The sequence below is a fragment of the Streptomyces sp. NPDC107562 genome (assembly GCF_055657325.1).
Genome location: NZ_JBVKBE010000002.1, coordinates 18,348 through 37,918 on the forward strand (window position 1 = coordinate 18,348; position 19,571 = coordinate 37,918).

The window sequence follows — 19,571 nt, forward strand, 5'->3', positions numbered from 1 at the left end:
GGGGATCACTCGGACGGGGCCCAGTAGTCCACCAGGGTGGCCGCGCCCGGCTCCAGGGACTTCCAGGTGCCGGTGAAGGACAGCACGGCGAAGGCGGCGGCCGGGAAGCCGCGGCGGCTCATCCGCTCGCGCGCGCCCGCGTCGGCCGAGCCGGACAGCACCTCGGCGAGGCCCTGGACGCCGGGGTTGTGGCCGATCAGTACGACGTTCTGCGCGTCGTCGGGGGTCTCGTTGAGCACCGCGATCAGCTCGCCGGGCGAGGCCTCGTAGATCCGCTCCTCGTAGACCGTCCTCGGGCGGTGCGGGAACTCGTGGACGGCGAGCTTCCAGGTCTCGCGGGTCCGGGTCGCCGTGGAGCAGAGGGCCAGGTCGAAGGAGATGCCGGAGTCGGCCAGCTTGCGGCCGGCGACAGGGGCGTCCTTGCGGCCCCGCTCGGCGAGCGGCCGCTCGTGATCGTTCACCTGTGGCCAGTCGGCTTTCGCATGCCGGAAGAGGACAATCCTGCGGGGTTCAGCGACGCTCATGAGATCCAGCTTCGCATGAAACAGGCCACGGGGCGCCAGGAGTTGACGGGCCACTCACGGCGTGCTCAGCGCGATATCAGCTGATGAGCGCGCTCCACGAGGTGGGTGATCGCCGGCTCGCCGCCCGCCGCGTGGGCCTCGGCGGGGTTCAGGATCAGCGTCAGCAGGGCGACGAACGCCAGTGTCGGCAGGGCGAGCGCCCACCAGGGCAGCCGGATGTCGGCACGGCCCGGGTTCGCCGGGCGGGGCCGGGTGTGCGTGCTGGCCGACATGCTGCCTCCGTGGTCCGTCCTCGACGAGAGGTGGCCCGGGTCCCCCGGCCACACTTCGAAGCTACGGAATGTGGAGTCGCCAACCCATCCGGTGATCCACCCACTTGACCCTGACCCTCACCCCCTAGGGGATGGGGGGGCTAGCCCCACCATCCCGGTCCAGGAGGGACGGTCGCCGTCAGGGAGAGGCGATCGACGCGACGACGGCGATGATCACGAAGATGGCGAGGAACGAGCCGAAGACGAGCAGCATCTTCTTCTGGCCGTTGGGGGGATTCGGGTCGAGCACTGGCATACCGACAAGTCTCGCACCCCGCTCCCGGGCCGGATCCCTCGGGGGTCAGCCGGCCGCCTCGTCCTCCACCGTGCGGTTGCGGCCCGCCAGGACGCCCACGGCCATCTGCGGGACCATCAGCGCGGCCATCAGCGCGAGCGGCAGGCCCCAGCCCCCGCTGTGCTGGTAGAGGACACCCACCAGCAGGGGTCCGGGGATGGAGATCAGATAGCCGGTGCTCTGCGCGAACGCCGACAGCTGGGCGACGCCCGCGCCCGTGCGGGCACGCATCCCGACCATGGTGAGGGCCAGCGGGAAGGCGCAGTTCGAGACGCCGAGCAGCAGCGCCCAGGCCCAGGCGCCCTGGGCGGGCGCGAGGTAGAGCCCCGCGTATCCGGCGAGCCCGCAGACGCCCAGCGCCAGCGCGATCGGGCCCTGCTGGGGCAGCCGGGTGGCGAGCCGCGGGATGACGAAGGCCAGCGGGACGCCCATGACCATCGTGACGGCCAGGAGCAGCCCGGCGGTGCCGGGGGCGACGCCGGCGTCGCGGAAGATCTGCGCCATCCAGCCCATCGTGATGTACGCGGCGGTGGCCTGGAGCCCGAAGAAGACGGCGAGAGCCCAGGCGGTACGGCTCCGGGTGATCCGCAGGGCGGGGGCCTGGCCGGCCTCCGCGCGCGGGCGCGGCACCCGCGGGGCGGGCTCGGACTGCCCGGTGCGTATGCCGTCCCGGTTGCGGACGAAGGGAATCCACGGCACCACGGCCACCGCCGCGAGCGCCGCCCACACGGCGAGGCCCGTCTGCCAACCGCCACCCATGGCCGCCGTCATCGGCACGGTCACCGCGGCCGCGAGGGAGGTGCCGAGGGCCAGCGCCATGGAGTACAGGCCGGTCATGGACCCGACCCGGTCCGGGAACCAGCGCTTGACGATGACCGGCATCAGGACGTTGCTGACCGCGATGCCCATCAAAGCGAGGGCGCTGGCGGCCAGGAACCCGGCCGTGCCGCCCGCGTACGGCCGGACGAGCAGGCCGGCGGCGATGGCCGCCATGCCGGCGCACACGACCGCGCCGAGCCCGAAGCGGCGGGCCAGCCGCGGCGCCATGACACCGAAGACGGCGAAGCAGAGGGGCGGCACGGAGGTGAGCAGGCCGGCCACGCTGCCGCTCATGCCGAGCCCGTCGCGGACCTCCTCCAGGAGCGCGCCGAGGCTGGTGATGGCGGGACGGAGGTTCAGGGCGGACAGCACGATGCCCACGACGACCAGCCGCACGGCCCACGCGCGCGCGGGCGACGCGGCGGCCGTGGAGTTCGCGTCGCTCGCTCCGCTCGCATCGCTCCAGGTGCGCATGGGTGAGCCTTCCGTCGCGCTGCGGTGCCCGTCCGTGGTCGTCGTGCCCATGCCCGGGTGGTCCTGTGTCCGGGTTTCCTCACCAGCCATGCCGCCCATCATAGAATCATGGGATGATTGGTTGTCCATCCCGGTGCGGTCCGAGGCCGCCGTTCCCGTGCGAAGGTGTGCCATGCCCCTGAGCCATCCCCGCCGTTCGGCGCTGTCCGAGCAGGTCATCGCCGCACTGCGCAACCAGATCGCGTCGGGCGAGTGGCCGGTCGGCTCCCGCATCCCCACGGAGCCCGAGCTGGTCGAGCAGCTCGGAGTCGCCCGCAACACGGTGCGAGAGGCCGTCCGGGCACTGGCGCACAACGGTCTGCTGGACATCCGCCAGGGCTCCGGCACGTACGTCGTGGCCACCAGCGAGCTGGCCGGAGTGATGCACCGCCGGTTCACCGGGGCCGACCCCCGGGACATCGCGGAAGTGCGCTCGACGCTGGAGTCGGCCGCCGCGAAGCTGGCCGCCGAGCGGCGCACGGAGAAGGACCTCAAGCAGCTCGACGCCTTGCTGCGGCGGCGCGAGGAGGCCTGGGAGTCGGGGGACGCGGAGGCGTTCGTGACGGCGGACGCCACCTTCCACCTGGCCGTCGTGGCCGCCTCGCACAACGACGTGATGACCACGATGTACGCCGACCTCGGCGAGGTGATGCGGGACTGGCTGCGCGAGGACGTCGGGCAGGAGCTGACCCCGGAGACGTACATGGACCACGGCCGGCTGCTGGACGCCATCCGCGTGGGCGACGCCGGGACGGCGGCCTCGGAGGCGGCGGGCTATCCGTTCCAGTGCCGCCCGGGCCGGTTCAGCTCCCCCGGTTCTGGTGACTGACCCACACCGAGCGGACTTCCTTCCAGCAGCGGCCGGTCAGGCGCACGGTCATCGCGGGCTCGGTGTCCACGGGCGCGCTGTCCGTGTCGAGGTCCCACCATCGTTCGCACTCGATGTGCAGCCGGACCCGGTCGACGTCCACGTAGGGGTTGTGGCAGTGGGCGACCACCTGGGAGCCCTCGACGCCGGTGCGGCACGTGGCGCCGAACGGCGGCGCGTCCCGCGGTTCGCCGTCCGCCGCGCGTGCCTGCGGCAGCGCGTCGTAGGGCGTGGACAGGACGAGGGCCGCGGCGACGGTCATCGAGGCCAGGCAGCGGTACAGGCGCACAAGGGAAACCTCCTCGGCCGGGCTGGGGAGGGGTGCGTGGTGAACGCCTCTTCAGAATGCCCGGCCGCCCCCTGCCACCGCCCGGCCGGATAGCCCGTACGGGCGACAACCGAGCGGCATGCGGGGCGCCATGCGGGACGGCGTGCGAGACGGCATGCGGAGGGCTCGCACCCGGCGCCGGGTGCGAGCCCTCGAACAGCGGTGATCGGCCGATCACCGGGCGGCCGGTCAGGCGCCGATGGCGTGCAGCCCGCCGTCGACGTGGATGATCTCGCCGGTGGTCTTCGGGAACCAGTCGCTCAGCAGGGCGACCACGCCGCGGCCGGCCGGCTCCGGGTCCTTCAGGTCCCACTCCAGCGGGGAGCGGTCGTCCCACACGGAGGCCAGCTCGGAGAAGCCCGGGATGGACTTGGCGGCCATGGAGCCGAGGGGGCCGGCCGAGATCAGGTTGCAGCGGATGTTCTGCTTGCCGAGGTCACGTGCCATGTAGCGGCTCGTGGCCTCCAGGGCGGCCTTGGCCGGGCCCATCCAGTCGTACTGCGGCCACGCGAACTGGGCGTCGAAGGTCAGACCGACGACCGAGCCGCCGTTCTGCATCAGCGGCAGGCAGGCCATGGTCAGCGACTTCAGCGAGTACGCCGAGACGTGCATGGCGGTGGCGACGGACTCGAACGGCGTGTTCAGGAAGTTCCCGCCGAGCGCGTCCTGCGGCGCGAAGCCGATGGAGTGCACGACGCCGTCCAGGCCGCCCAGCTCCTCGCCGACCACGTCGGCGAGACGGCCGAGGTGCTCGCCGTTGGTCACGTCCAGCTCGATGACCTTGGTGGGCTTCGGCAGCTTCTTGGCGATGCGCTCGGTCAGGGTGGGGCGGGGGAACGCGGTGAGGATGATCTCCGCGCCCTGCTCCTGGGCGAGCTTGGCGGTGTGGAAGGCGATGGAGGACTCCGTCAGCACACCGGTGATCAGGATGCGCTTGCCCTCGAGAATTCCGCTCATGGTGATCAGTGACCCATTCCCAGTCCGCCGTCTACGGGGATGACGGCTCCAGTGATGTACGAGGCGTCGTCCGACGCGAGGAACCGCACCGCCGCGGCGATCTCCTCCGGCTGCGCGTAGCGGCGCAGCGGTACCTGCGCCACGTACTCGGCGCGCTGCTCGTCGGTGAGCACCCGGGTCATGTCGGTGTCGACGAAACCGGGGGCGACGACGTTGAAGGTGATGTTGCGCGAGCCCAGCTCACGCGCGAGGGACCGCGCGAAGCCGACCAGCGCGGCCTTGGAGGCGGCGTAGTTGGCCTGACCCGCCGAGCCGAGCAGTCCGACCACCGACGAGATCAGGACGACGCGGCCCTTCTTGGCGCGCAGCATGCCGCGGTTGGCGCGCTTGACGACCCGGAAGGTGCCGGTGAGGTTGGTGTCGATGACCGAGGTGAAGTCCTCCTCGGACATCCGCATCAGGAGCTGGTCCTTGGTGACGCCGGCGTTGGCGACCAGGATCTCCACGGGGCCGTGCTCGGCCTCGATCTCCTTGTAGGCCTGCTCCACCTGTTCGGTGTCGGTGATGTCGCACTTGACGGCGAGGAAACCCGTCGGCGGCTCACCCGAGCGGTACGTGATCGCGACCTTGTCGCCGGCGTCGGCGAAAGCGCGGGCGATGGCGAGGCCGATGCCCCGGTTGCCTCCGGTGACGAGAACCGAGCGGCTCAACGGATCACCCTTTCGATAGCGGTCTGGTACGCCCGCCCGAACACCGGTTCACAGGCGGCGATGACAGGCGGCTACACCGAAAACCTATCGGTCGGCACGCTTCCCGGGACATTCGGGCACCGACAGTGGCAAGGGAGCCGCACTGTCGAATCCCTACAGAAAGTTGCGTTCGCGGCCTGGAAACGTGTGGTCCGCGGGACCGCTCCCGCGACATGATCGGACCCGACAGGCGACGACAGCAGGGAGACCCTCGGTGCCTCATACCATCGACGAAGCCTTCACGGCACTTCCGCTCCGCGCCCTCGCCGACGCCGCGCTCGCCCGCGCGCGGGCGCTGGGGGCGGAGCATGCCGACTTCCGGCTGGAGCGGGTGCGCAGCGCGTCCTGGCGGCTCAGGGACGGAAAGCCGTCCGGGTCCTCGGACACCACCGACCTCGGGTACGCGGTACGGGTCGTGCACGGCGGGACGTGGGGGTTCGCGTCCGGTGTGGACCTGACCATGGACGCCGCCGCCAGAGTGGCGGGGCAGGCCGTCGCGATGGCGAAGCTGTCCGCACAGGTGATCAAGGCCGCCGGGTCGGACGAGAGGGTGGAGCTCGCCGGCGAGCCCGTCCACGCGGACCGGACGTGGATCTCGTCGTACGAGATCGACCCCTTCACCGTGCCCGACGAGGAGAAGACGGGGCTGCTGGCCGAGTGGAGCGGGCGGCTGCTCGCGGCCGACGGGGTCGACCACGTCGACGCCTCGCTGCTCACGGTGCACGAGAACAAGTTCTACGCCGACACCGCCGGGACCGTGACCACGCAGCAGCGCGTACGGCTGCACCCGCAGCTGACGGCCGTGTCGGTCGACGAGTCGACCGGCGAGTTCGACTCCATGCGCACCGTGGCACCGCCGGTGGGCCGCGGCTGGGAGTACCTCCGGGGCACCGGCTGGGACTGGGACGACGAACTCGACCGGTTGCCGGGGCTGCTCGCCGAGAAGATGCGCGCGCCGAGCGTGCGGGCGGGTCTGTACGACCTCGTCGTCGACCCGTCGAACCTGTGGCTGACCATCCACGAGTCCATCGGGCACGCCACCGAGCTGGACCGCGCGCTCGGCTACGAGGCCGCCTACGCAGGCACCTCCTTCGCCACCTTCGACCAGCTCGGCAAGCTGAGGTACGGCTCCGAGCTGATGAACGTCACCGGCGACCGCACCGCCGAGCACGGGCTCGCCACCATCGGGTACGACGACGAGGGCGTCGAGGCGCAGTCCTGGGACCTCGTCAAGGACGGCACCCTCGTCGGCTACCAGCTCGACCGCCGCATCGCCCGGCTGACCGGGTTCGAGCGTTCCAACGGCTGCGCCTACGCCGACTCCCCCGCGCATGTGCCGGTGCAGCGGATGGCCAACGTGTCCCTGCAGCCCGATCCGGCCGGCATGTCGACCGAGGATCTCATCGGGGGTGTGGAGCGGGGCATCTACGTCGTCGGGGACCGGTCCTGGTCGATCGACATGCAGCGCTACAACTTCCAGTTCACCGGGCAGCGCTTCTTCCGGATCGAGAACGGACGGCTCGCCGGCCAGCTGCGGGACGTCGCCTACCAGGCGACGACGACCGACTTCTGGGGCTCGATGGCCGCCGTCGGCGGTCCCCAGACCTATGTCCTCGGCGGCGCCTTCAACTGCGGCAAGGCCCAGCCCGGCCAGGTCGCGGCCGTGTCCCACGGCTGCCCCTCCGCCCTCTTCCGGGGCGTCAACATCCTCAACACGACGCAGGAGGCCGGTCGATGAGCGCCGCGACGAACAAGCCGCACGAGATCGTCGAGCGGGCCCTGGAGCTGTCCAGGGCCGACGGATGTGTCGTGATCGCGGACGAGCACTCGACCGCCAACCTGCGCTGGGCGGGCAACGCGCTGACCACCAACGGCGTCACGCGCGGACGGACGCTCACGGTCGTCGCGACCGTCGACGGCGGTCAGGGAACGGCGTCCGGCGTGGTGTCCCGGTCCGCGGTGACCGTGGATGAGCTGGAACCGCTGGTGCGGGCCGCGGAGGCCGCCGCGCGGGGCGCGGGCCCGGCCGAGGACGCCCAGCCGCTGGTGAGGGACGTGCCCGCGTCGCCCGACTTCACGGACGCGCCGGCCGAGACGTCGTCCGCCGTGTTCGCCGACTTCGCCCCGGCCCTGGGCGAGGCGTTCGCCCGCGCGCGTGCGGGCGGCCGTGAACTGTACGGCTTCGCCAACCACGAGCGGACGTCCAGCTACCTGGGCACGTCCGCGGGGCTGCGGCTGCGGCACGACCAGCCGAACGGCACGCTGGAACTGAACGCCAAGTCCCCCGACCGGACCCGCTCGGCGTGGGCGGGCCGCTCCACCCGGGACTTCAAGGACGTGGACCCGGCGACGCTCGACGCCGAGCTGGCCGTACGCCTGGGCTGGGCCGGGCGGCGCGTGGAGCTGCCCGCCGGGCGCTACGAGACGCTGCTGCCGCCGACCGCCGTCGCGGACCTGCTGATCTACCAGATGTGGTCGGCGTCGGGCCGGGACGCGGCGGAGGGCCGGACGGTGTTCTCCAAGCCGGGTGGCGGCACGCGCGTGGGCGAGCGCCTCACCGACCTGCCGCTGACCCTGCGCAGCGACCCGAACGAGCCGGGCCTGGAGTCCGCCCCGTTCGTGCTCGCGCACTCCTCCGGGGGCGACTCGTCGGTGTTCGACAACGGTCTGCCGCTGTCGCCCACCGAGTGGGTGGCCGAGGGCGAGCTGAGGCATCTGCTCACCAGCAGGCACAGCGCGGGCATGACCGGGCTGCCGCTCGCCCCGCACATCGACAACGTGATCCTGGACGGCGGCGAGGACCGCTCCCTTGAGGAGATGGTCGCGAGCACCGGGCGCGGGCTGCTGCTGACCTGCCTGTGGTACATCCGCGAGGTCGACCCGGCCACCCTGCTGCTCACCGGCCTGACCCGGGACGGCGTCTACCTCGTCGAGAACGGCGAGGTGACCGGCGAGGTGAACAACTTCCGCTTCAACGAGTCGCCGGTCGGCCTGCTGGGCCGGGCCGTCGAGGCCGGCCGCACCGAGAAGACCCTGCCCCGGGAGTGGAGCGACTGGTTCACCCGGGCCGCGATGCCGCCGCTGCGGATCCCCGATTTCAACATGAGCTCGGTCAGCCGGGGCGTATAACCTCGTAGGCGGCGGTCACCCGACTGCCCGAAGATCATTCTAGGAGACACGAGAACCGTGACGGACATCGTCGACGAGCTCAAGTGGCGGGGGCTGTTCGCCCTCTCCACCGACGAGGAAGCACTGCGCAAGGCGCTCGCGGACGGTCCCGTCACGTTCTATTGCGGCTTCGACCCGACCGCGCCGTCCCTGCACGTGGGCCACCTCGTGCAGGTGCTCACCGTGCGCCGGCTCCAGCAGGCCGGACACCGGCCGCTGGCGCTGGTGGGCGGCGCGACGGGGCTGATCGGCGACCCGCGGCCGACGGCCGAGCGCACGCTGAACGACCCCGAGACGGTCGCCGGCTGGGTGGACCGGCTGCGCCGCCAGATCGAGCCGTTCCTGTCGTTCGAGGGCGAGAACGCGGCCGTGATGGTCAACAACCTCGACTGGACGCAGCACCTCTCCGCGATCGAGTTCCTCCGGGACATCGGCAAGCACTTCCGCGTCAACAAGATGCTGACGAAGGACTCCGTGGCCCGGCGTCTGGAGTCCTCGGAGGGCATCAGCTACACCGAGTTCAGCTACCAGCTCCTGCAGGGCATGGACTTCCTCCAGCTCTACCGGAGGTACGGCTGCACCCTCCAGCAGGGCGGCAGCGACCAGTGGGGCAACCTCACGGCCGGACTGGACCTGATCCACCGGCTGGAGCCGGACGCCGACGCGCACGCGCTGGCGACCCCGCTGATGACCAAGGCGGACGGCACCAAGTTCGGCAAGACCGAGGGCGGCGCCGTCTGGCTCGACCCGGAGATGACGACGCCGTACGCGTTCTACCAGTTCTGGCTGAACGTGGACGACCGGGACATCTCGACCTACCTGCGGATCCTGTCCTTCAAGTCGCGTGCCGAGCTGGAGGAGCTGGAGGCGCAGACGCAGGAGCGTCCGCAGGCGCGGGCGGCGCAGCGCGCGCTGGCCGAGGAGCTGACGACGCTGGTGCACGGCGCCGACCAGACGGCGGCCGTGATCGCCGCGTCCAAGGCCCTGTTCGGACAGGGCGAGCTGGCCGGTCTGGACGAGCGGACGCTGGCCGCGGCGCTGTCCGAGGTGCCGCACATCCGGGTCGCCGAGCCGGGTCCGGTGGTGGACCTGTTCGCCGAGGTCGGTCTGGTGCCCAGCAAGTCGGCCGCGCGCCGCACGGTCAAGGAGGGCGGCGCCTACGTGAACAACACGAAGGTCGACTCCGAGGACGCGGTTCCGGCCGCGGAGGACCTGCTGCACGGGCGCTGGCTGGTGCTGCGGCGGGGGAAGAAGAACCTGGCGGCGGTCGAGGTCACGAGCGCCTGAGGGGTGACGCGCACGGGCGGGGCGGCACTGCGGGCAGCGCGGGGCCGCCCCGTCCGCCGTGCGTCAGGCGCGTCGCTTGTGGCCCCTGAGCTGCATGTAGGCCATGTCGCCCAGGAAGACGAGGATGATCGCGGCCACCAGCTGGAAGATGTGGCGGCTCCAGTCGATGCCGGGCGTCTCGGCGACCCCGAAGCCCCGGGCGATGGCGTTGCCGGCGATGGCGCCGATCATGCCCAGGATGGTGGTCAGCCAGAGGGGCATGTGCTGCTTGCCGGGGATGATCGCCTTGGCGATCAGGCCCAGCACGAATCCCACGATGATCGCCCACAACCAGCCCATGGCTGCCTCCTCGTACGGCTCGACGTGAGCATTACGCCCAGTGTCGGGGCGTACCCCGTACGGCGCATGTCGGGTGCCGCCGTACGCGCTACGTCCGACGGCGTTCGCCCAGGCAGGACGCGGACCCGGTCTCGTGGGCGGAGCCACGGCGGCGTACCGTGGACGGTGTCCGGTACCGGTGGGGCCGGGTGTGGAGCTGGAAGGGCCGGGAGGGTCCCGAGGCGGGCGGATGGTGGAATGCGATGCGGAACAGGCACGGTGACGGCAACGGCCAGGTTTTCCGGATCACCGGAGCCCGGCAGGGCCTTCAGGACGACGTCCGCGGCCGGCAGCGCCGCTATGTCATCTCGATGTCGGTCCGCACGCTCTCGGTGATCCTCGCGGCGACCTTGTGGAACGTGGAACGGCACGTCGCGATCGTGGCGCTGGTGCTGGGCGTGCTGCTTCCCTACATCGCGGTGGTGATCGCCAACGCGGGCCGGGAGAACGTGCCGTCGCTCCCGTCGACCTTCGTGGTCGCACCGCCCCCGGTGCGGGAGATCGCGCCACCGCGTGCGGAGGGTGACCGTTTCACGGAATCCGTACCGGAGGACAGGGTGGGTGATCATGCGAAGGGGCGGTCCGAATAGGACGTCGGTCCTCCGCATCAAGGCCCTGTACAGACTGCGGAAAAGCCCGGATCAATCATGTTGTTCCGGTGCCCGGTGACGGGTTACGCGTGACATACTTCGTAGGCGCTCCGCATCCCCCGTCGGAGCGACAGACCGACGCCGGGCAGCTCCCCCCGTGGCTGCTCGGCGTCGCCTTTTCCGTGCAGTGGTGAGACGAACCTGTGAGTGACGAGACCCCGATCTGCTCCGCCAAGGGCTGCCGCGTCGCCGCCGTGTGGGTGCTGGCGTGGAACAACCCGAAGATCCACACGCCGGAGCGGCGCAAGACCTGGCTCGCGTGCGAGGAGCATCGGGAGCATCTGTCGCAGTTCCTCGGGGTGCGCGGGTTCCTGAAGGACGTCGTCCTCCTCCAGGAGTGGCAGGAGCAGGAGGCCTGATCAGGCCTCCCACCCCCTGGCTGTCAGCCGCCGATGGCGGACATCGGGCGGTCCGGCTGGACGAACGTCGGGTCGTCGAGACCGGCGCCCGCCTTCTTGCCCCACATCGCCAGGCGCCAGATACGGGCGATCTCCTCGTCCGGGGCGCCCGAGCGCAGGGCCGCGCGCAGGTCGGTCTCCTCACGGGCGAACAGGCAGGTGCGCACCTGCCCGTCGGCCGTCAGACGGGTGCGGTCGCAGGCGGCGCAGAACGGGCGGGTGACGGAGGCGATGACGCCCACGCGGTGCGGGCCGCCGTCGACCAGCCAGCGCTCGGCGGGGGCCGAGCCGCGCGCCTCGTCGCCCTCGGGGGTGAGGTCGAAGCGGGTGCGCAGGGAGGTCAGGATGTCGCCCGCGGTGATCATGCCGTCGCGTTTCCAGCCGTGCTGGGCGTCCAGGGGCATCTGCTCGATGAAGCGCAGCTCGTAGTCGTGCTCGACGGCCCAGGCCAGCAGGTCGGGCGCCTCGTCGTCGTTCAGGCCCGGCATCAGCACCGAATTGACCTTCACCGGGGTCAGGCCGGCCTCACGGGCGGCGTCCAGGCCCGCTATGACGTCGTGGTGGCGGTCGCGCCGGGTGAGGGTCTTGAAGACCTCGGGGCGCAGGGTGTCCAGGGAGACGTTGACCCGGTCCAGGCCCGCGGACTTCAGGGCCGCGGCCGTGCGCTTGAGGCCGATGCCGTTGGTGGTGAGGGACATCTGCGGGCGGGGTTCGAGGGCGGCCACGCGCTCCACGATCCCGACCAGGCCGGGGCGCAGCAGGGGCTCGCCGCCGGTGAAGCGGACCTCGTCGACACCGAGGGTGGTGACCGCGATGTCGATGAGCCGGACGATCTCGTCGTCGGTGAGCAGATCGGGTTTCGCCAGCCACTGCAGGCCCTCCTCGGGCATGCAGTACGTGCAACGCAGGTTGCAGCGGTCGGTCAGCGAGACCCTCAGATCGGTGGCCACCCGGCCGTAGGTGTCGATGAGCACGTGGCCCCCTCCCTCGTGGTGGATCACACGCAGCGGAGCACAAGCACAACTTTCTCCGACACCTGTGAGCCTACGTGACCTCACCGACAACGGCTAAGGCCTGATCCCACGAGGTGGGACGCGGCCGCGTCGTAGGGACCCACAGGGGGCACCGCGACGCGGCCGCTGTGAGGCGCTCGCTCAGTGGGCGCCGGTGCCGGTCAGGGACCTGACCTCCAGCTCCGCGTACTTGCCGGTGTCCGGCCCCTCCTTCGACAGGACGGTGCCGAGCCAGCCCATCAGGAAGCCGAACGGGATCGAGATGATGCCGGGGTTCTTCAGCGGGAACCAGGCGAAGTCGACGTCGGGGAACATCGCCTTGGGGTCGCCGGAGACCACGGGCGAGAACAGCACCAGGCCGACGGCGACGATCAGACCGCCGTAGATCGACCACAGCGCGCCCTGGGTGGTGAAGCGCTTCCAGAACAGGCTGTAGAGGATGGTCGGCAGGTTGGCGGAGGCGGCGACCGCGAAGGCGAGGGCGACCAGTCCCGCGACGTTCAGGTCGCGGGCGAGGGCGCCGAGGCCGATGGAGACGATGCCGATGAAGACGGTCGCCCAGCGGGCCGCGCGGACCTCCTCCGCGCCGGTGGCCTTGCCCTTGCGGATGACGTTGGCGTAGATGTCGTGCGCGAAGGACGACGAGGACGCCAGGGTCAGACCGGCGACCACGGCGAGGATCGTGGCGAAGGCCACCGCCGAGATCGTGGCCAGCAGGATCGCGCCCCATGCCGAGTCGACGCCGCCGAGGTGCAGGGCGAGCAGCGGGGCCGCCGTGTTGCCGGACGGGTTGGACTCGATGATCTCGTCCTGGGAGATCAGCGCGGCGGCACCGAAGCCGAGCGCGATGGTCATCAGGTAGAAGCCGCCGATGATGCCGATCGCCCAGTTCACGGACTTACGGGCGGCCTTGGCGTTCGGGACCGTGTAGAAGCGGATCAGGATGTGCGGCAGGCCGGCGGTGCCGAGGACGAGCGCGATGCCGAGGGAGACGAAGTCCAGCTTGGAGGTGCTTGTGGCGCCGTACTGGAGGCCCGGCTCCAGGAAGGCGGCGCCCTTGCCGCTGTTCTCGGCGGCCGAGCCCAGCAGGTCGGAGATGTTGAAGTTGAACTTCAGCAGTACCAGGAAGGTGATCAGGAGCGTGCCGCCGATCAGCAGCACGGCCTTGATCATCTGGACCCAGGTGGTGCCCTTCATGCCGCCGATGGAGACGTAGACGATCATCAGGATGCCGACCAGCGCCACGATGGCGACCTTGCCCGCGTCCGAGGTGATGCCGAGGAGCAGGGAGACAAGGACGCCGGCGCCCGCCATCTGGGCCAGCAGGTAGAAGATCGACACGACGATCGTCGAGGTACCGGCCGCGGTGCGGACCGGGCGCTGGCGCATGCGGTACGCGAGCACGTCACCCATGGTGTAGCGGCCGGAGTTCCGCAGCGGCTCGGCCACCAGGAGCAGGGCGACCAGCCAGGCCACCAGGAAGCCGATGGAGTACAGGAAGCCGTCGTAGCCGAACAGGGCGATCGCGCCGGCGATGCCGAGGAACGACGCGGCGGACATGTAGTCGCCGGAGACGGCGAGGCCGTTCTGGAAGGCGCTGAACTGGCGGCCGCCCGCGTAGAAGTCGGCCGCGTCCTTGGTCTGGCGGCCCGCCCAGATGGTGATGACGAGGGTCGCGACGACGAACAGTCCGAACAGCGTGATGATGAGCGGGCGGTGTTCGCTGGCCTCGTTGGCCGCGAGAACGGTCTGCTGAACGGGGCTCACGCGCCGCCCTCCATCCGGGTCTTGATGGCCTCGGCCTTGGGGTCGAGCTTCGCGGCGGCGTGCCGCGAGTACCACCAGGCGATGAGGAACGTGGTGACGAACTGGGCGATACCGAAGACGAAGGCGACGTTGATGTTGCCGAACAGCTCGGTGCCCATGAAGCCGCCCGCGTAGTTGGACAGCAGGACGTACAGCAGGTACCAGGCGATGAAGCCGACGGTCAGCGGGAAGGCGAAGGAACGGTAGGAGCGGCGCAGATCGCCGAACTCCGCGCTGCTTTGCACCTCGACGAACTCCTCGGTCGAGGGGAGTCGATGTTCTGTTTCCTTCGAGGGTGGCGGTGCTTCGGTAGACACGGAGTCTCCTCGTGTTGCGGCTGCTGTGCTGTTGCCAGTGATGTGGATCACGTGAACCGGGCGGCGATGGTAGTGGCCGGGTGCGTGATCCGACAGGGGGCCGCCTCGATCGTGCTCGGGCTCCCTGTTCAACGTCACGGCGCCACGCGAGAACCGGTTCAACCGCCCTGCGTTCTTTCGGAAGTCATCGGCGGAAAACTCCGAAGTCATCCCCGGAAGTGATTGCTGGCCAGCGAGGTCGGGAGATAGCTTCACCCTGCACCACCCGTCATGTACCTGCCCGAGCGCCACCTGTGTCTCGGGCCGGTTTCGTTTCCGGATGATGTGGAGACCCCATGGCTCATCTGCGTTCCAGACGCCGGCTCGCCCTCGCCGTGCCCGTCGTGCTGTCGCTGACCGCCTCGCTCGGCTTCCTGCCCGCGTCCGCCACGGCCGCCCCGCGCGCGGAGCCCGCCGTGCAGGCCGCGGACTCGCCCCAGCTGGCGTACGTCGTCAACACCAAGACGGACCGTCACACGCTCGCGTCGGTACGCAGGGCCATCGCCGCGGCCGGCGGAACCGTCGTCACCACGTACGACAAGATCGGCGTCATCGTCGCGCACTCGGCGAACCCGGACTTCGGCGCGCAGATACGCAAGGCCCGCGGCGTGCAGTCGGCGGGTGCCACCCGTACCGCCCCGCTCGTCGCCGCGGGCACCACCGACGAGGGCGCCGCGGACTACCTGACCGGCGCGGAGGCGGCGAAGGTGAAGGCGGCCGCCACGCCCGGGAGCGAGCCCCTGGAGGCCGACCAGTGGGACCTGCGCGCGATAGGCGCCGACAAGGCCGCGCGGATCAACCCGGGCAGCAGCCGGGTCACCGTCGCCGTGATCGACACCGGCGTCGACGACACCCACCCCGACCTCGCCCCCAACTTCTCGGCGAGCCAGTCCGCCAACTGTGTCGGCGGTGTCGCGGACACCAGCGAGGGCGCCTGGCGGCCCTACACCGCGGACGACTACCACGGCACGCATGTCGCCGGTGAGATCGCGGCGGCCCGCAACGGGATCGGCGTGGCCGGCGTGGCGCCGGGTGTGAAGGTCGCCGGCATCAAGGTGAGCGACCCGCACAACGGGCTCTTCTACCCGGAGAACGTCGTGTGCGCGTTCGTGTTCGCCGCCGACCACGGCGTCGAGATCACGAACAACAGCTACTACGTCGACCCCTGGCTCTACAACTGCATGGACGACCCGGACCAGCGCGCGATCGTCGACGCGGTCAACCGGGCCCAGCTGTACGCCCAGAAGAAGGGCACCCTGCACCTGGCGTCGGCCGGCAACTCGAACCACGACCTGGACTCGGACGCCATCGTCGACAGCAGCAGCCCTGACGACTCCACCCCGGTCGAGCGCACCGTCGACCCGCACGAGTGCTTCGACGTGCCGACGCAGCTCCCGGGGATCGTCACGGTCAGCGCCACGGGCGTGCAGAACCTCAAGTCGTACTACTCCTCGTACGGCGAGGGCGTCGTCGACGTCGCGGCGCCCGGCGGCGACCGGCTCTACCAGATCCCGGACACGCCGTCGAAGAACGGCCGCATCCTGTCCACCATGCCGAACAACCAGTACGGCTTCCTGCAGGGCACCTCGATGGCCTCGCCGCACGCCGCGGGCGTCGCCGCGCTGCTGAAGTCCGAGCACCCCTGGGCGAGCCCGGCGCAGCTGCAGTGGCTGCTCAAGGCCCAGGCGGACAAGACGGCCTGTCCCGAGTCGTACGACCAGAACGGTGACGGCACGCAGGACGCGGTGTGCGAGGGCGGCACACGCGTCAACGGTTTCTACGGACACGGCATCGTCGACGCGCTGCGCGCGGTCAAGTAGCCGCATCTGTCGCGGCGGCGGCCGGGCAGCCGGGCGCCGCCGCGGTCGTCCCCGCACGTCGGACTCCCCCACGTCGAACTCCCCGCACGTCCGCTCGTACCGCCTCTCTCGCGAACGAACTGGAGACATGCTCACCATGACAGTGCCTCACCCCCGTTACCGCCGTGCCCTGGTGATCCCGGTCGGGATGGCCATGGCGACCTCTCTCGCCTTCCTGCCGGGCGCCACCGCGTCCGCGGCCCCCGCCCCCGCGCCGGTCACGGCCGACGCGACCTCGCTCAGCTATGTCGTCAACGTCCGCCCCGGAAGCGACTCGGGGCAGGTGAAGAAGGCGATCGCCAAGGCCGGCGGCACGGTCGTCATGTCGTACCAGCAGATCGGCGTGATCGTGGTGCACTCGGCGAACGCCGACTTCGCCCCGACGATCCGCAAGGTACGCGGCGTGCAGTCGGCCGGCGCCACCCGGACGGCGCCGCTGCCCGCGCAGTCGACCACCGACGTCGGCACGCCGAAGGTGCTCACGGCCGACGACCTCGCCGACGTCGAGGCCGTCCAGGGCCAGGACCCGCTCCAGCCGCTGCAGTGGGACCTGCCGGCGATCAAGGCGGACAAGGCGCACGAGAAGTCGCTCGGCAGCGACAGGGTGACCGTCGCCGTGATCGACACCGGTGTGGACGACACCCACCCGGACATCGCGCCGAACTTCGACCGCAAGGCCTCGGTCAACTGCGTCACCGGCAAGCCGGACACCACCGACGGCGCCTGGCGGCCGAGCGCGGCGGAGAGCCCGCACGGGACGCACGTGGCCGGGGAGATCGCGGCCGCCAAGAACGGCGTCGGCATGACGGGCGTGGCGCCGGGCGTGAAGGTGTCCGGCATCAAGGTCTCCACGACCGCCGGCTTCTTCTACACCGAGGCCGTCGTCTGCGGCTTCGTCTGGGCGGCCGAGCACGGCGTGGACGTCACGAACAACAGCTATTACACCGACCCCTGGTACTTCAACTGCAAGAACGACCCGGACCAGAAGGCGCTCGTGGAGGCCATCACCCGGGCGTCGAAGTACGCGGAGAGGAAGGGCGCGGTCAACGTCGCCGCGGCCGGCAACGAGAACTACGACCTCGCGGCCGACGAGATCACCGACCCGGTCTCCCCCAACGACTCCACGCCCACGGAGCGGGTGATCGACCCGTCCGAGTGCTATGACATACCGACCCAGCTGCCGGGCATCGTGACGGTCGCCGCCACCGGCGCCAAGGGTCTGAAGTCGTCCTTCTCGAACCACGGTCTGGGCGTCATCGACATCGCCGCGCCCGGCGGCGACTCGACGGCCTATCAGACGCCGGCGCCGCCCGCGACCAGCGGTCTGATCCTGGGCACGCTGCCCGGCGGCAAGTGGGGCTACATGGCGGGTACGTCGATGGCGTCGCCGCACGTCGCGGGTGTCGCCGCCCTGATCAAGTCGACGCACCCGTACGCCCCGCCGGCGCTGGTGAAGGCGCTGCTGTACGCCGAGGCGGACGGCACGGCGTGCACGGACCCGTACGACATCAACGGTGACGGCAAGGTCGACGCGGTGTGCGAGGGGCCGAAGAACTACAACGGCTTCTACGGCTGGGGCACCGCGGACGCGCTGGACGCGGTGACCCGGTAGGGCTCAGGCCCGGTCGAGCGGAGCCGAGTGGCGGGCGCCCCAGCCGGGGCCCCCGCCACTGCCGTCCGACGTCGGTGCGCGCCCCGCGGCGAGCGTGCCCCACGTCAGCAGGGACTGCGCCGCGAGGTACGTGAGCATGATCCAGAAGTCCGCCGCGGGCGGCTGCGGCCAGTCGGCGAGGCCGGAGGCGATGAGCGTGTCGGACAGCAGGAACAGCGCGCCGCCGCACCCGGCGACGGGACCGAGCCGGGTGCGGGCGCCGTACGCCATGGCGGTGAGCAGCGCGCTGTAGGCGGCCACGGGCAGGCGCAGTCCGGCCGGCAGATCGGGCAGGAGCAGGACGGCGGCGCCGGTGAGGACGGCGGCGTAGCCGAGGGCGACGAGGCCCGCACGCGCGCGTGGGACGGGGTGCGGCCGGCCGTGCGCAGCGAACAGGGCGAGGTAGCACACGTGTCCCAGGGCGAAGGAGCCCATGCCTGCCAGGAAGGCGGGCTCCGCGTCCGACAGCAGTAGCACGTCCCCGCCCCAGCCGCACAGCAGGGCCGCGACGAGCAGCCGGGGCGCACCGCTCAGGTGGGCCCGGACGGCGAGCAGCGGCATCAGGAGCGGCTTGGCGACGGTGTGGCCGGGCTCGAAGCCGACGGCGAGCGAGACGAGGTCGACGGCGGCGACGACGGCGAGCACGGCGACCGGCGGGACGGATGGGGCGGGGCGGGCACGCGAGGTGCTCACGCGGTGGCGCTCTCGCCGGCCGGTTCCGTCGCCGCGGGTGCTGGGGCCGGGGCCGGCTGCCAGCCGGGGCCGCGGAAGAGCCGACCGGCGCGCTCGCGCCAACCGCGCGCCGCCTTCAGGTCCCTGGCGATGGCGGCGTACTCGTGGGTGGCGACCCGCAGCGGGTTGTACGTGCCGATGTTCTTGGTCAGCCCGTACACCGGCCGTTCCGTCTCGGCGACGAAGGTGCCGAAGAGGCGGTCCCAGACGATGAGGATGCCGCCGAAGTTGCGGTCGAGGTAGCCGCCTTGGGACGCGTGGTGCACCCGGTGGTGGGACGGCGTGTTGAGGGCGTACTCGAACCAGCGGGGCATCTTGTCGATCCGCTCGGTGTGGATCCAGAACTGGTAGACGAGGTTCGCGGACGAGCAGAAGGCCAGCGCGGCCGGGTGCACCCCGGCGACGATCAGGGGGACGTAGAACGGCCAGCCGGTCAAGGACGTCCACGGCTGGCGCAGCGCGGTGGTGAGGTTGAACTTCTCGCTCGAGTGGTGCACCACGTGACAGGCCCACAGGACGCGGATGACGTGGTGGCCGCGGTGCGACCAGTAGTAGAAGAAGTCCTGCGTGAGCAGCATCAGCACGACGGTCCACCACAGCACGGGCACCCGGAGCGGCGTCAGCTCGTACAGGGCGGTGTAGAGGGCGACGACCGGGATCTTCCAGATCAGGTCGAAGAACAGGCTGCCGAGTCCCATGGTGACGCTCGTGGCGGCGTCCTTGGCCTCGTATCCGGCCGCGTCCTCGTCGGGATGGAGACGGACGCTGATCATCTCGACGAGGGCGAGCAGCACGAAGGCCGGTATGGACCAGAGCACGACGTCGGGCAGGTTCGGCATGGGTGCACCGTAGGACCCCGGGAGGGGCACGGCTAGGGGTTGTTACCCACAAGTACCGCCAACGGGCCGC

Annotated in this window: 21 protein-coding genes; 8 read left to right on the forward strand and 13 right to left on the reverse strand. The window is 70.9% G+C overall.

All coding sequences use genetic code 11. The features are described from left to right. Positions 1-5: 5 nt before the first annotated feature. From ACZ7LV_RS05890 to ACZ7LV_RS05905, 4 genes are all read right to left on the reverse strand, one after another. On the reverse strand, positions 6-524 hold the full coding sequence (locus tag ACZ7LV_RS05890; protein WP_471936200.1) for a SixA phosphatase family protein: 519 nt from the start codon (positions 522-524) through the stop codon (positions 6-8). 65 nt (positions 525-589) lie between these two features. Beyond that, the gene (locus tag ACZ7LV_RS05895) at positions 590-796 is read right to left on the reverse strand and encodes a hypothetical protein (RefSeq protein WP_401675884.1); all 207 of its coding nucleotides are present in this window, start codon (positions 794-796) and stop codon (positions 590-592) included. 178 nt (positions 797-974) lie between these two features. After that, the gene (locus ACZ7LV_RS05900; RefSeq protein ID WP_471936204.1) at positions 975-1,091 is read right to left on the reverse strand and encodes an SGM_5486 family transporter-associated protein; all 117 of its coding nucleotides are present in this window, start codon (positions 1,089-1,091) and stop codon (positions 975-977) included. 45 nt (positions 1,092-1,136) lie between these two features. Next, the gene (locus ACZ7LV_RS05905; RefSeq protein WP_471936206.1) at positions 1,137-2,522 is read right to left on the reverse strand and encodes a CynX/NimT family MFS transporter; all 1,386 of its coding nucleotides are present in this window, start codon (positions 2,520-2,522) and stop codon (positions 1,137-1,139) included. Positions 2,523-2,595: 73 nt separating this feature from the next. Here ACZ7LV_RS05905 and ACZ7LV_RS05910 point away from each other — a divergent pair, with 73 nt between their 5' ends. Next, a complete protein-coding gene (locus ACZ7LV_RS05910; RefSeq protein ID WP_471936208.1) occupies positions 2,596-3,291 on the forward strand; it encodes a FadR/GntR family transcriptional regulator in 696 nt (231 codons plus the stop codon). Here ACZ7LV_RS05910 and ACZ7LV_RS05915 read toward each other — a convergent pair. The 3 genes from ACZ7LV_RS05915 to fabG all read right to left on the reverse strand — a co-directional run bounded on the left by ACZ7LV_RS05915 (position 3,266) and on the right by fabG (position 5,325). Beyond that, positions 3,266-3,619 carry a hypothetical protein gene (locus ACZ7LV_RS05915; protein WP_471936210.1) on the reverse strand — a complete coding sequence of 118 codons (354 nt, stop codon included), beginning with the start codon at positions 3,617-3,619 and terminating at the stop codon, positions 3,266-3,268. The genes ACZ7LV_RS05910 and ACZ7LV_RS05915 overlap by 26 nt on opposite strands. A gap of 228 nt (positions 3,620-3,847) precedes the next feature. Further along, positions 3,848-4,615, reverse strand: coding sequence for an enoyl-ACP reductase FabI (gene fabI / locus ACZ7LV_RS05920; protein ID WP_471936212.1), 768 nt, complete (start codon positions 4,613-4,615; stop codon positions 3,848-3,850). 5 nt (positions 4,616-4,620) lie between these two features. Next, a complete protein-coding gene (gene fabG / locus ACZ7LV_RS05925; RefSeq protein ID WP_401675896.1) occupies positions 4,621-5,325 on the reverse strand; it encodes a 3-oxoacyl-[acyl-carrier-protein] reductase in 705 nt (234 codons plus the stop codon). Positions 5,326-5,578: 253 nt separating this feature from the next. On the opposite strand from fabG, the gene ACZ7LV_RS05930 reads away from it, so the two are divergent. The 3 genes from ACZ7LV_RS05930 to tyrS are packed head-to-tail and all read left to right on the forward strand — an operon-like array spanning position 5,579 to position 9,819. Next, positions 5,579-7,102 carry a TldD/PmbA family protein gene (locus ACZ7LV_RS05930; RefSeq protein ID WP_471936213.1) on the forward strand — a complete coding sequence of 508 codons (1,524 nt, stop codon included), beginning with the start codon at positions 5,579-5,581 and terminating at the stop codon, positions 7,100-7,102. Continuing rightward, entirely contained in the window at positions 7,099-8,493 is a 1,395-nt protein-coding gene (locus ACZ7LV_RS05935; protein ID WP_471936215.1) for a metallopeptidase TldD-related protein, read from the forward strand. Before ACZ7LV_RS05930 ends, ACZ7LV_RS05935 begins: the two co-directional genes overlap by 4 nt. A gap of 57 nt (positions 8,494-8,550) precedes the next feature. Then, positions 8,551-9,819 carry a tyrosine--tRNA ligase gene (gene tyrS / locus ACZ7LV_RS05940; RefSeq protein WP_471936217.1) on the forward strand — a complete coding sequence of 423 codons (1,269 nt, stop codon included), beginning with the start codon at positions 8,551-8,553 and terminating at the stop codon, positions 9,817-9,819. 63 nt (positions 9,820-9,882) lie between these two features. Here tyrS and ACZ7LV_RS05945 read toward each other — a convergent pair whose 3' ends face one another. Beyond that, complete coding sequence (locus ACZ7LV_RS05945) at positions 9,883-10,158, reverse strand: GlsB/YeaQ/YmgE family stress response membrane protein (RefSeq protein WP_471936219.1); 276 nt, start codon at positions 10,156-10,158, stop codon at positions 9,883-9,885. Positions 10,159-10,400: 242 nt separating this feature from the next. On the opposite strand from ACZ7LV_RS05945, the gene ACZ7LV_RS05950 reads away from it, so the two are divergent. After that, positions 10,401-10,787, forward strand: a complete 387-nt coding sequence (locus ACZ7LV_RS05950) for a DUF3099 domain-containing protein (RefSeq protein ID WP_471936221.1) — start codon at positions 10,401-10,403, stop codon at positions 10,785-10,787. A gap of 203 nt (positions 10,788-10,990) precedes the next feature. Continuing rightward, a complete protein-coding gene (locus ACZ7LV_RS05955) occupies positions 10,991-11,206 on the forward strand; it encodes a hypothetical protein (protein WP_401675908.1) in 216 nt (71 codons plus the stop codon). Positions 11,207-11,229: 23 nt separating this feature from the next. Here the strand turns inward: ACZ7LV_RS05955 and moaA are convergent, their stop codons facing one another. The 3 genes from moaA to ACZ7LV_RS05970 form a co-directional block, all read right to left on the reverse strand. Next, positions 11,230-12,219, reverse strand: a complete 990-nt coding sequence (gene moaA, locus ACZ7LV_RS05960) for a GTP 3',8-cyclase MoaA (protein ID WP_471936224.1) — start codon at positions 12,217-12,219, stop codon at positions 11,230-11,232. Positions 12,220-12,399: 180 nt separating this feature from the next. After that, positions 12,400-14,025, reverse strand: coding sequence for a solute symporter family protein (locus ACZ7LV_RS05965; protein ID WP_471936226.1), 1,626 nt, complete (start codon positions 14,023-14,025; stop codon positions 12,400-12,402). Beyond that, the gene (locus ACZ7LV_RS05970; RefSeq protein WP_471936228.1) at positions 14,022-14,381 is read right to left on the reverse strand and encodes a DUF485 domain-containing protein; all 360 of its coding nucleotides are present in this window, start codon (positions 14,379-14,381) and stop codon (positions 14,022-14,024) included. The genes ACZ7LV_RS05965 and ACZ7LV_RS05970 overlap by 4 nt, the downstream gene beginning before the upstream one ends. Positions 14,382-14,716: 335 nt before the next feature. On the opposite strand from ACZ7LV_RS05970, the gene ACZ7LV_RS05975 reads away from it, so the two are divergent. Both ACZ7LV_RS05975 and ACZ7LV_RS05980 read left to right on the forward strand, forming a co-directional pair. Next, the gene (locus ACZ7LV_RS05975; RefSeq protein WP_471936230.1) at positions 14,717-16,240 is read left to right on the forward strand and encodes a S8 family peptidase; all 1,524 of its coding nucleotides are present in this window, start codon (positions 14,717-14,719) and stop codon (positions 16,238-16,240) included. Between the two features lie 136 nt (positions 16,241-16,376). Further along, a complete protein-coding gene (locus ACZ7LV_RS05980) occupies positions 16,377-17,891 on the forward strand; it encodes a S8 family peptidase (protein ID WP_471936232.1) in 1,515 nt (504 codons plus the stop codon). 3 nt (positions 17,892-17,894) lie between these two features. Here ACZ7LV_RS05980 and ACZ7LV_RS05985 read toward each other — a convergent pair whose 3' ends face one another. Next, the gene (locus tag ACZ7LV_RS05985; protein ID WP_471936234.1) at positions 17,895-18,623 is read right to left on the reverse strand and encodes a lysoplasmalogenase; all 729 of its coding nucleotides are present in this window, start codon (positions 18,621-18,623) and stop codon (positions 17,895-17,897) included. Then, positions 18,620-19,501, reverse strand: coding sequence for a sterol desaturase family protein (locus ACZ7LV_RS05990; protein ID WP_471936236.1), 882 nt, complete (start codon positions 19,499-19,501; stop codon positions 18,620-18,622). The genes ACZ7LV_RS05985 and ACZ7LV_RS05990 overlap by 4 nt, the downstream gene beginning before the upstream one ends. Positions 19,502-19,571 lie beyond the last annotated feature (70 nt).

Bases quoted from the DNA above. Each gene is read 5' to 3' on its own strand.
- ACZ7LV_RS05890 (WP_471936200.1), bottom strand. From the start codon at position 524: ATGAGCGTCGCTGAACCCCGCAGGATTGTCCTCTTCCGGCATGCGAAA.
- ACZ7LV_RS05910 (WP_471936208.1), top strand. From the start codon at position 2,596: ATGCCCCTGAGCCATCCCCGCCGTTCGGCGCTGTCCGAGCAGGTCATC.
- ACZ7LV_RS05905 (WP_471936206.1), bottom strand. From the start codon at position 2,522: ATGGGCGGCATGGCTGGTGAGGAAACCCGGACACAGGACCACCCGGGC.
- fabI (WP_471936212.1), bottom strand. From the start codon at position 4,615: ATGAGCGGAATTCTCGAGGGCAAGCGCATCCTGATCACCGGTGTGCTG.
- ACZ7LV_RS05945 (WP_471936219.1), bottom strand. From the start codon at position 10,158: ATGGGCTGGTTGTGGGCGATCATCGTGGGATTCGTGCTGGGCCTGATC.
- ACZ7LV_RS05975 (WP_471936230.1), top strand. From the start codon at position 14,717: ATGGCTCATCTGCGTTCCAGACGCCGGCTCGCCCTCGCCGTGCCCGTC.
- ACZ7LV_RS05950 (WP_471936221.1), top strand. From the start codon at position 10,401: ATGCGGAACAGGCACGGTGACGGCAACGGCCAGGTTTTCCGGATCACC.
- ACZ7LV_RS05900 (WP_471936204.1), bottom strand. From the start codon at position 1,091: ATGCCAGTGCTCGACCCGAATCCCCCCAACGGCCAGAAGAAGATGCTG.
- ACZ7LV_RS05990 (WP_471936236.1), bottom strand. From the start codon at position 19,501: ATGCCGAACCTGCCCGACGTCGTGCTCTGGTCCATACCGGCCTTCGTG.
- ACZ7LV_RS05980 (WP_471936232.1), top strand. From the start codon at position 16,377: ATGACAGTGCCTCACCCCCGTTACCGCCGTGCCCTGGTGATCCCGGTC.
- ACZ7LV_RS05895 (WP_401675884.1), bottom strand. From the start codon at position 796: ATGTCGGCCAGCACGCACACCCGGCCCCGCCCGGCGAACCCGGGCCGT.
- ACZ7LV_RS05935 (WP_471936215.1), top strand. From the start codon at position 7,099: ATGAGCGCCGCGACGAACAAGCCGCACGAGATCGTCGAGCGGGCCCTG.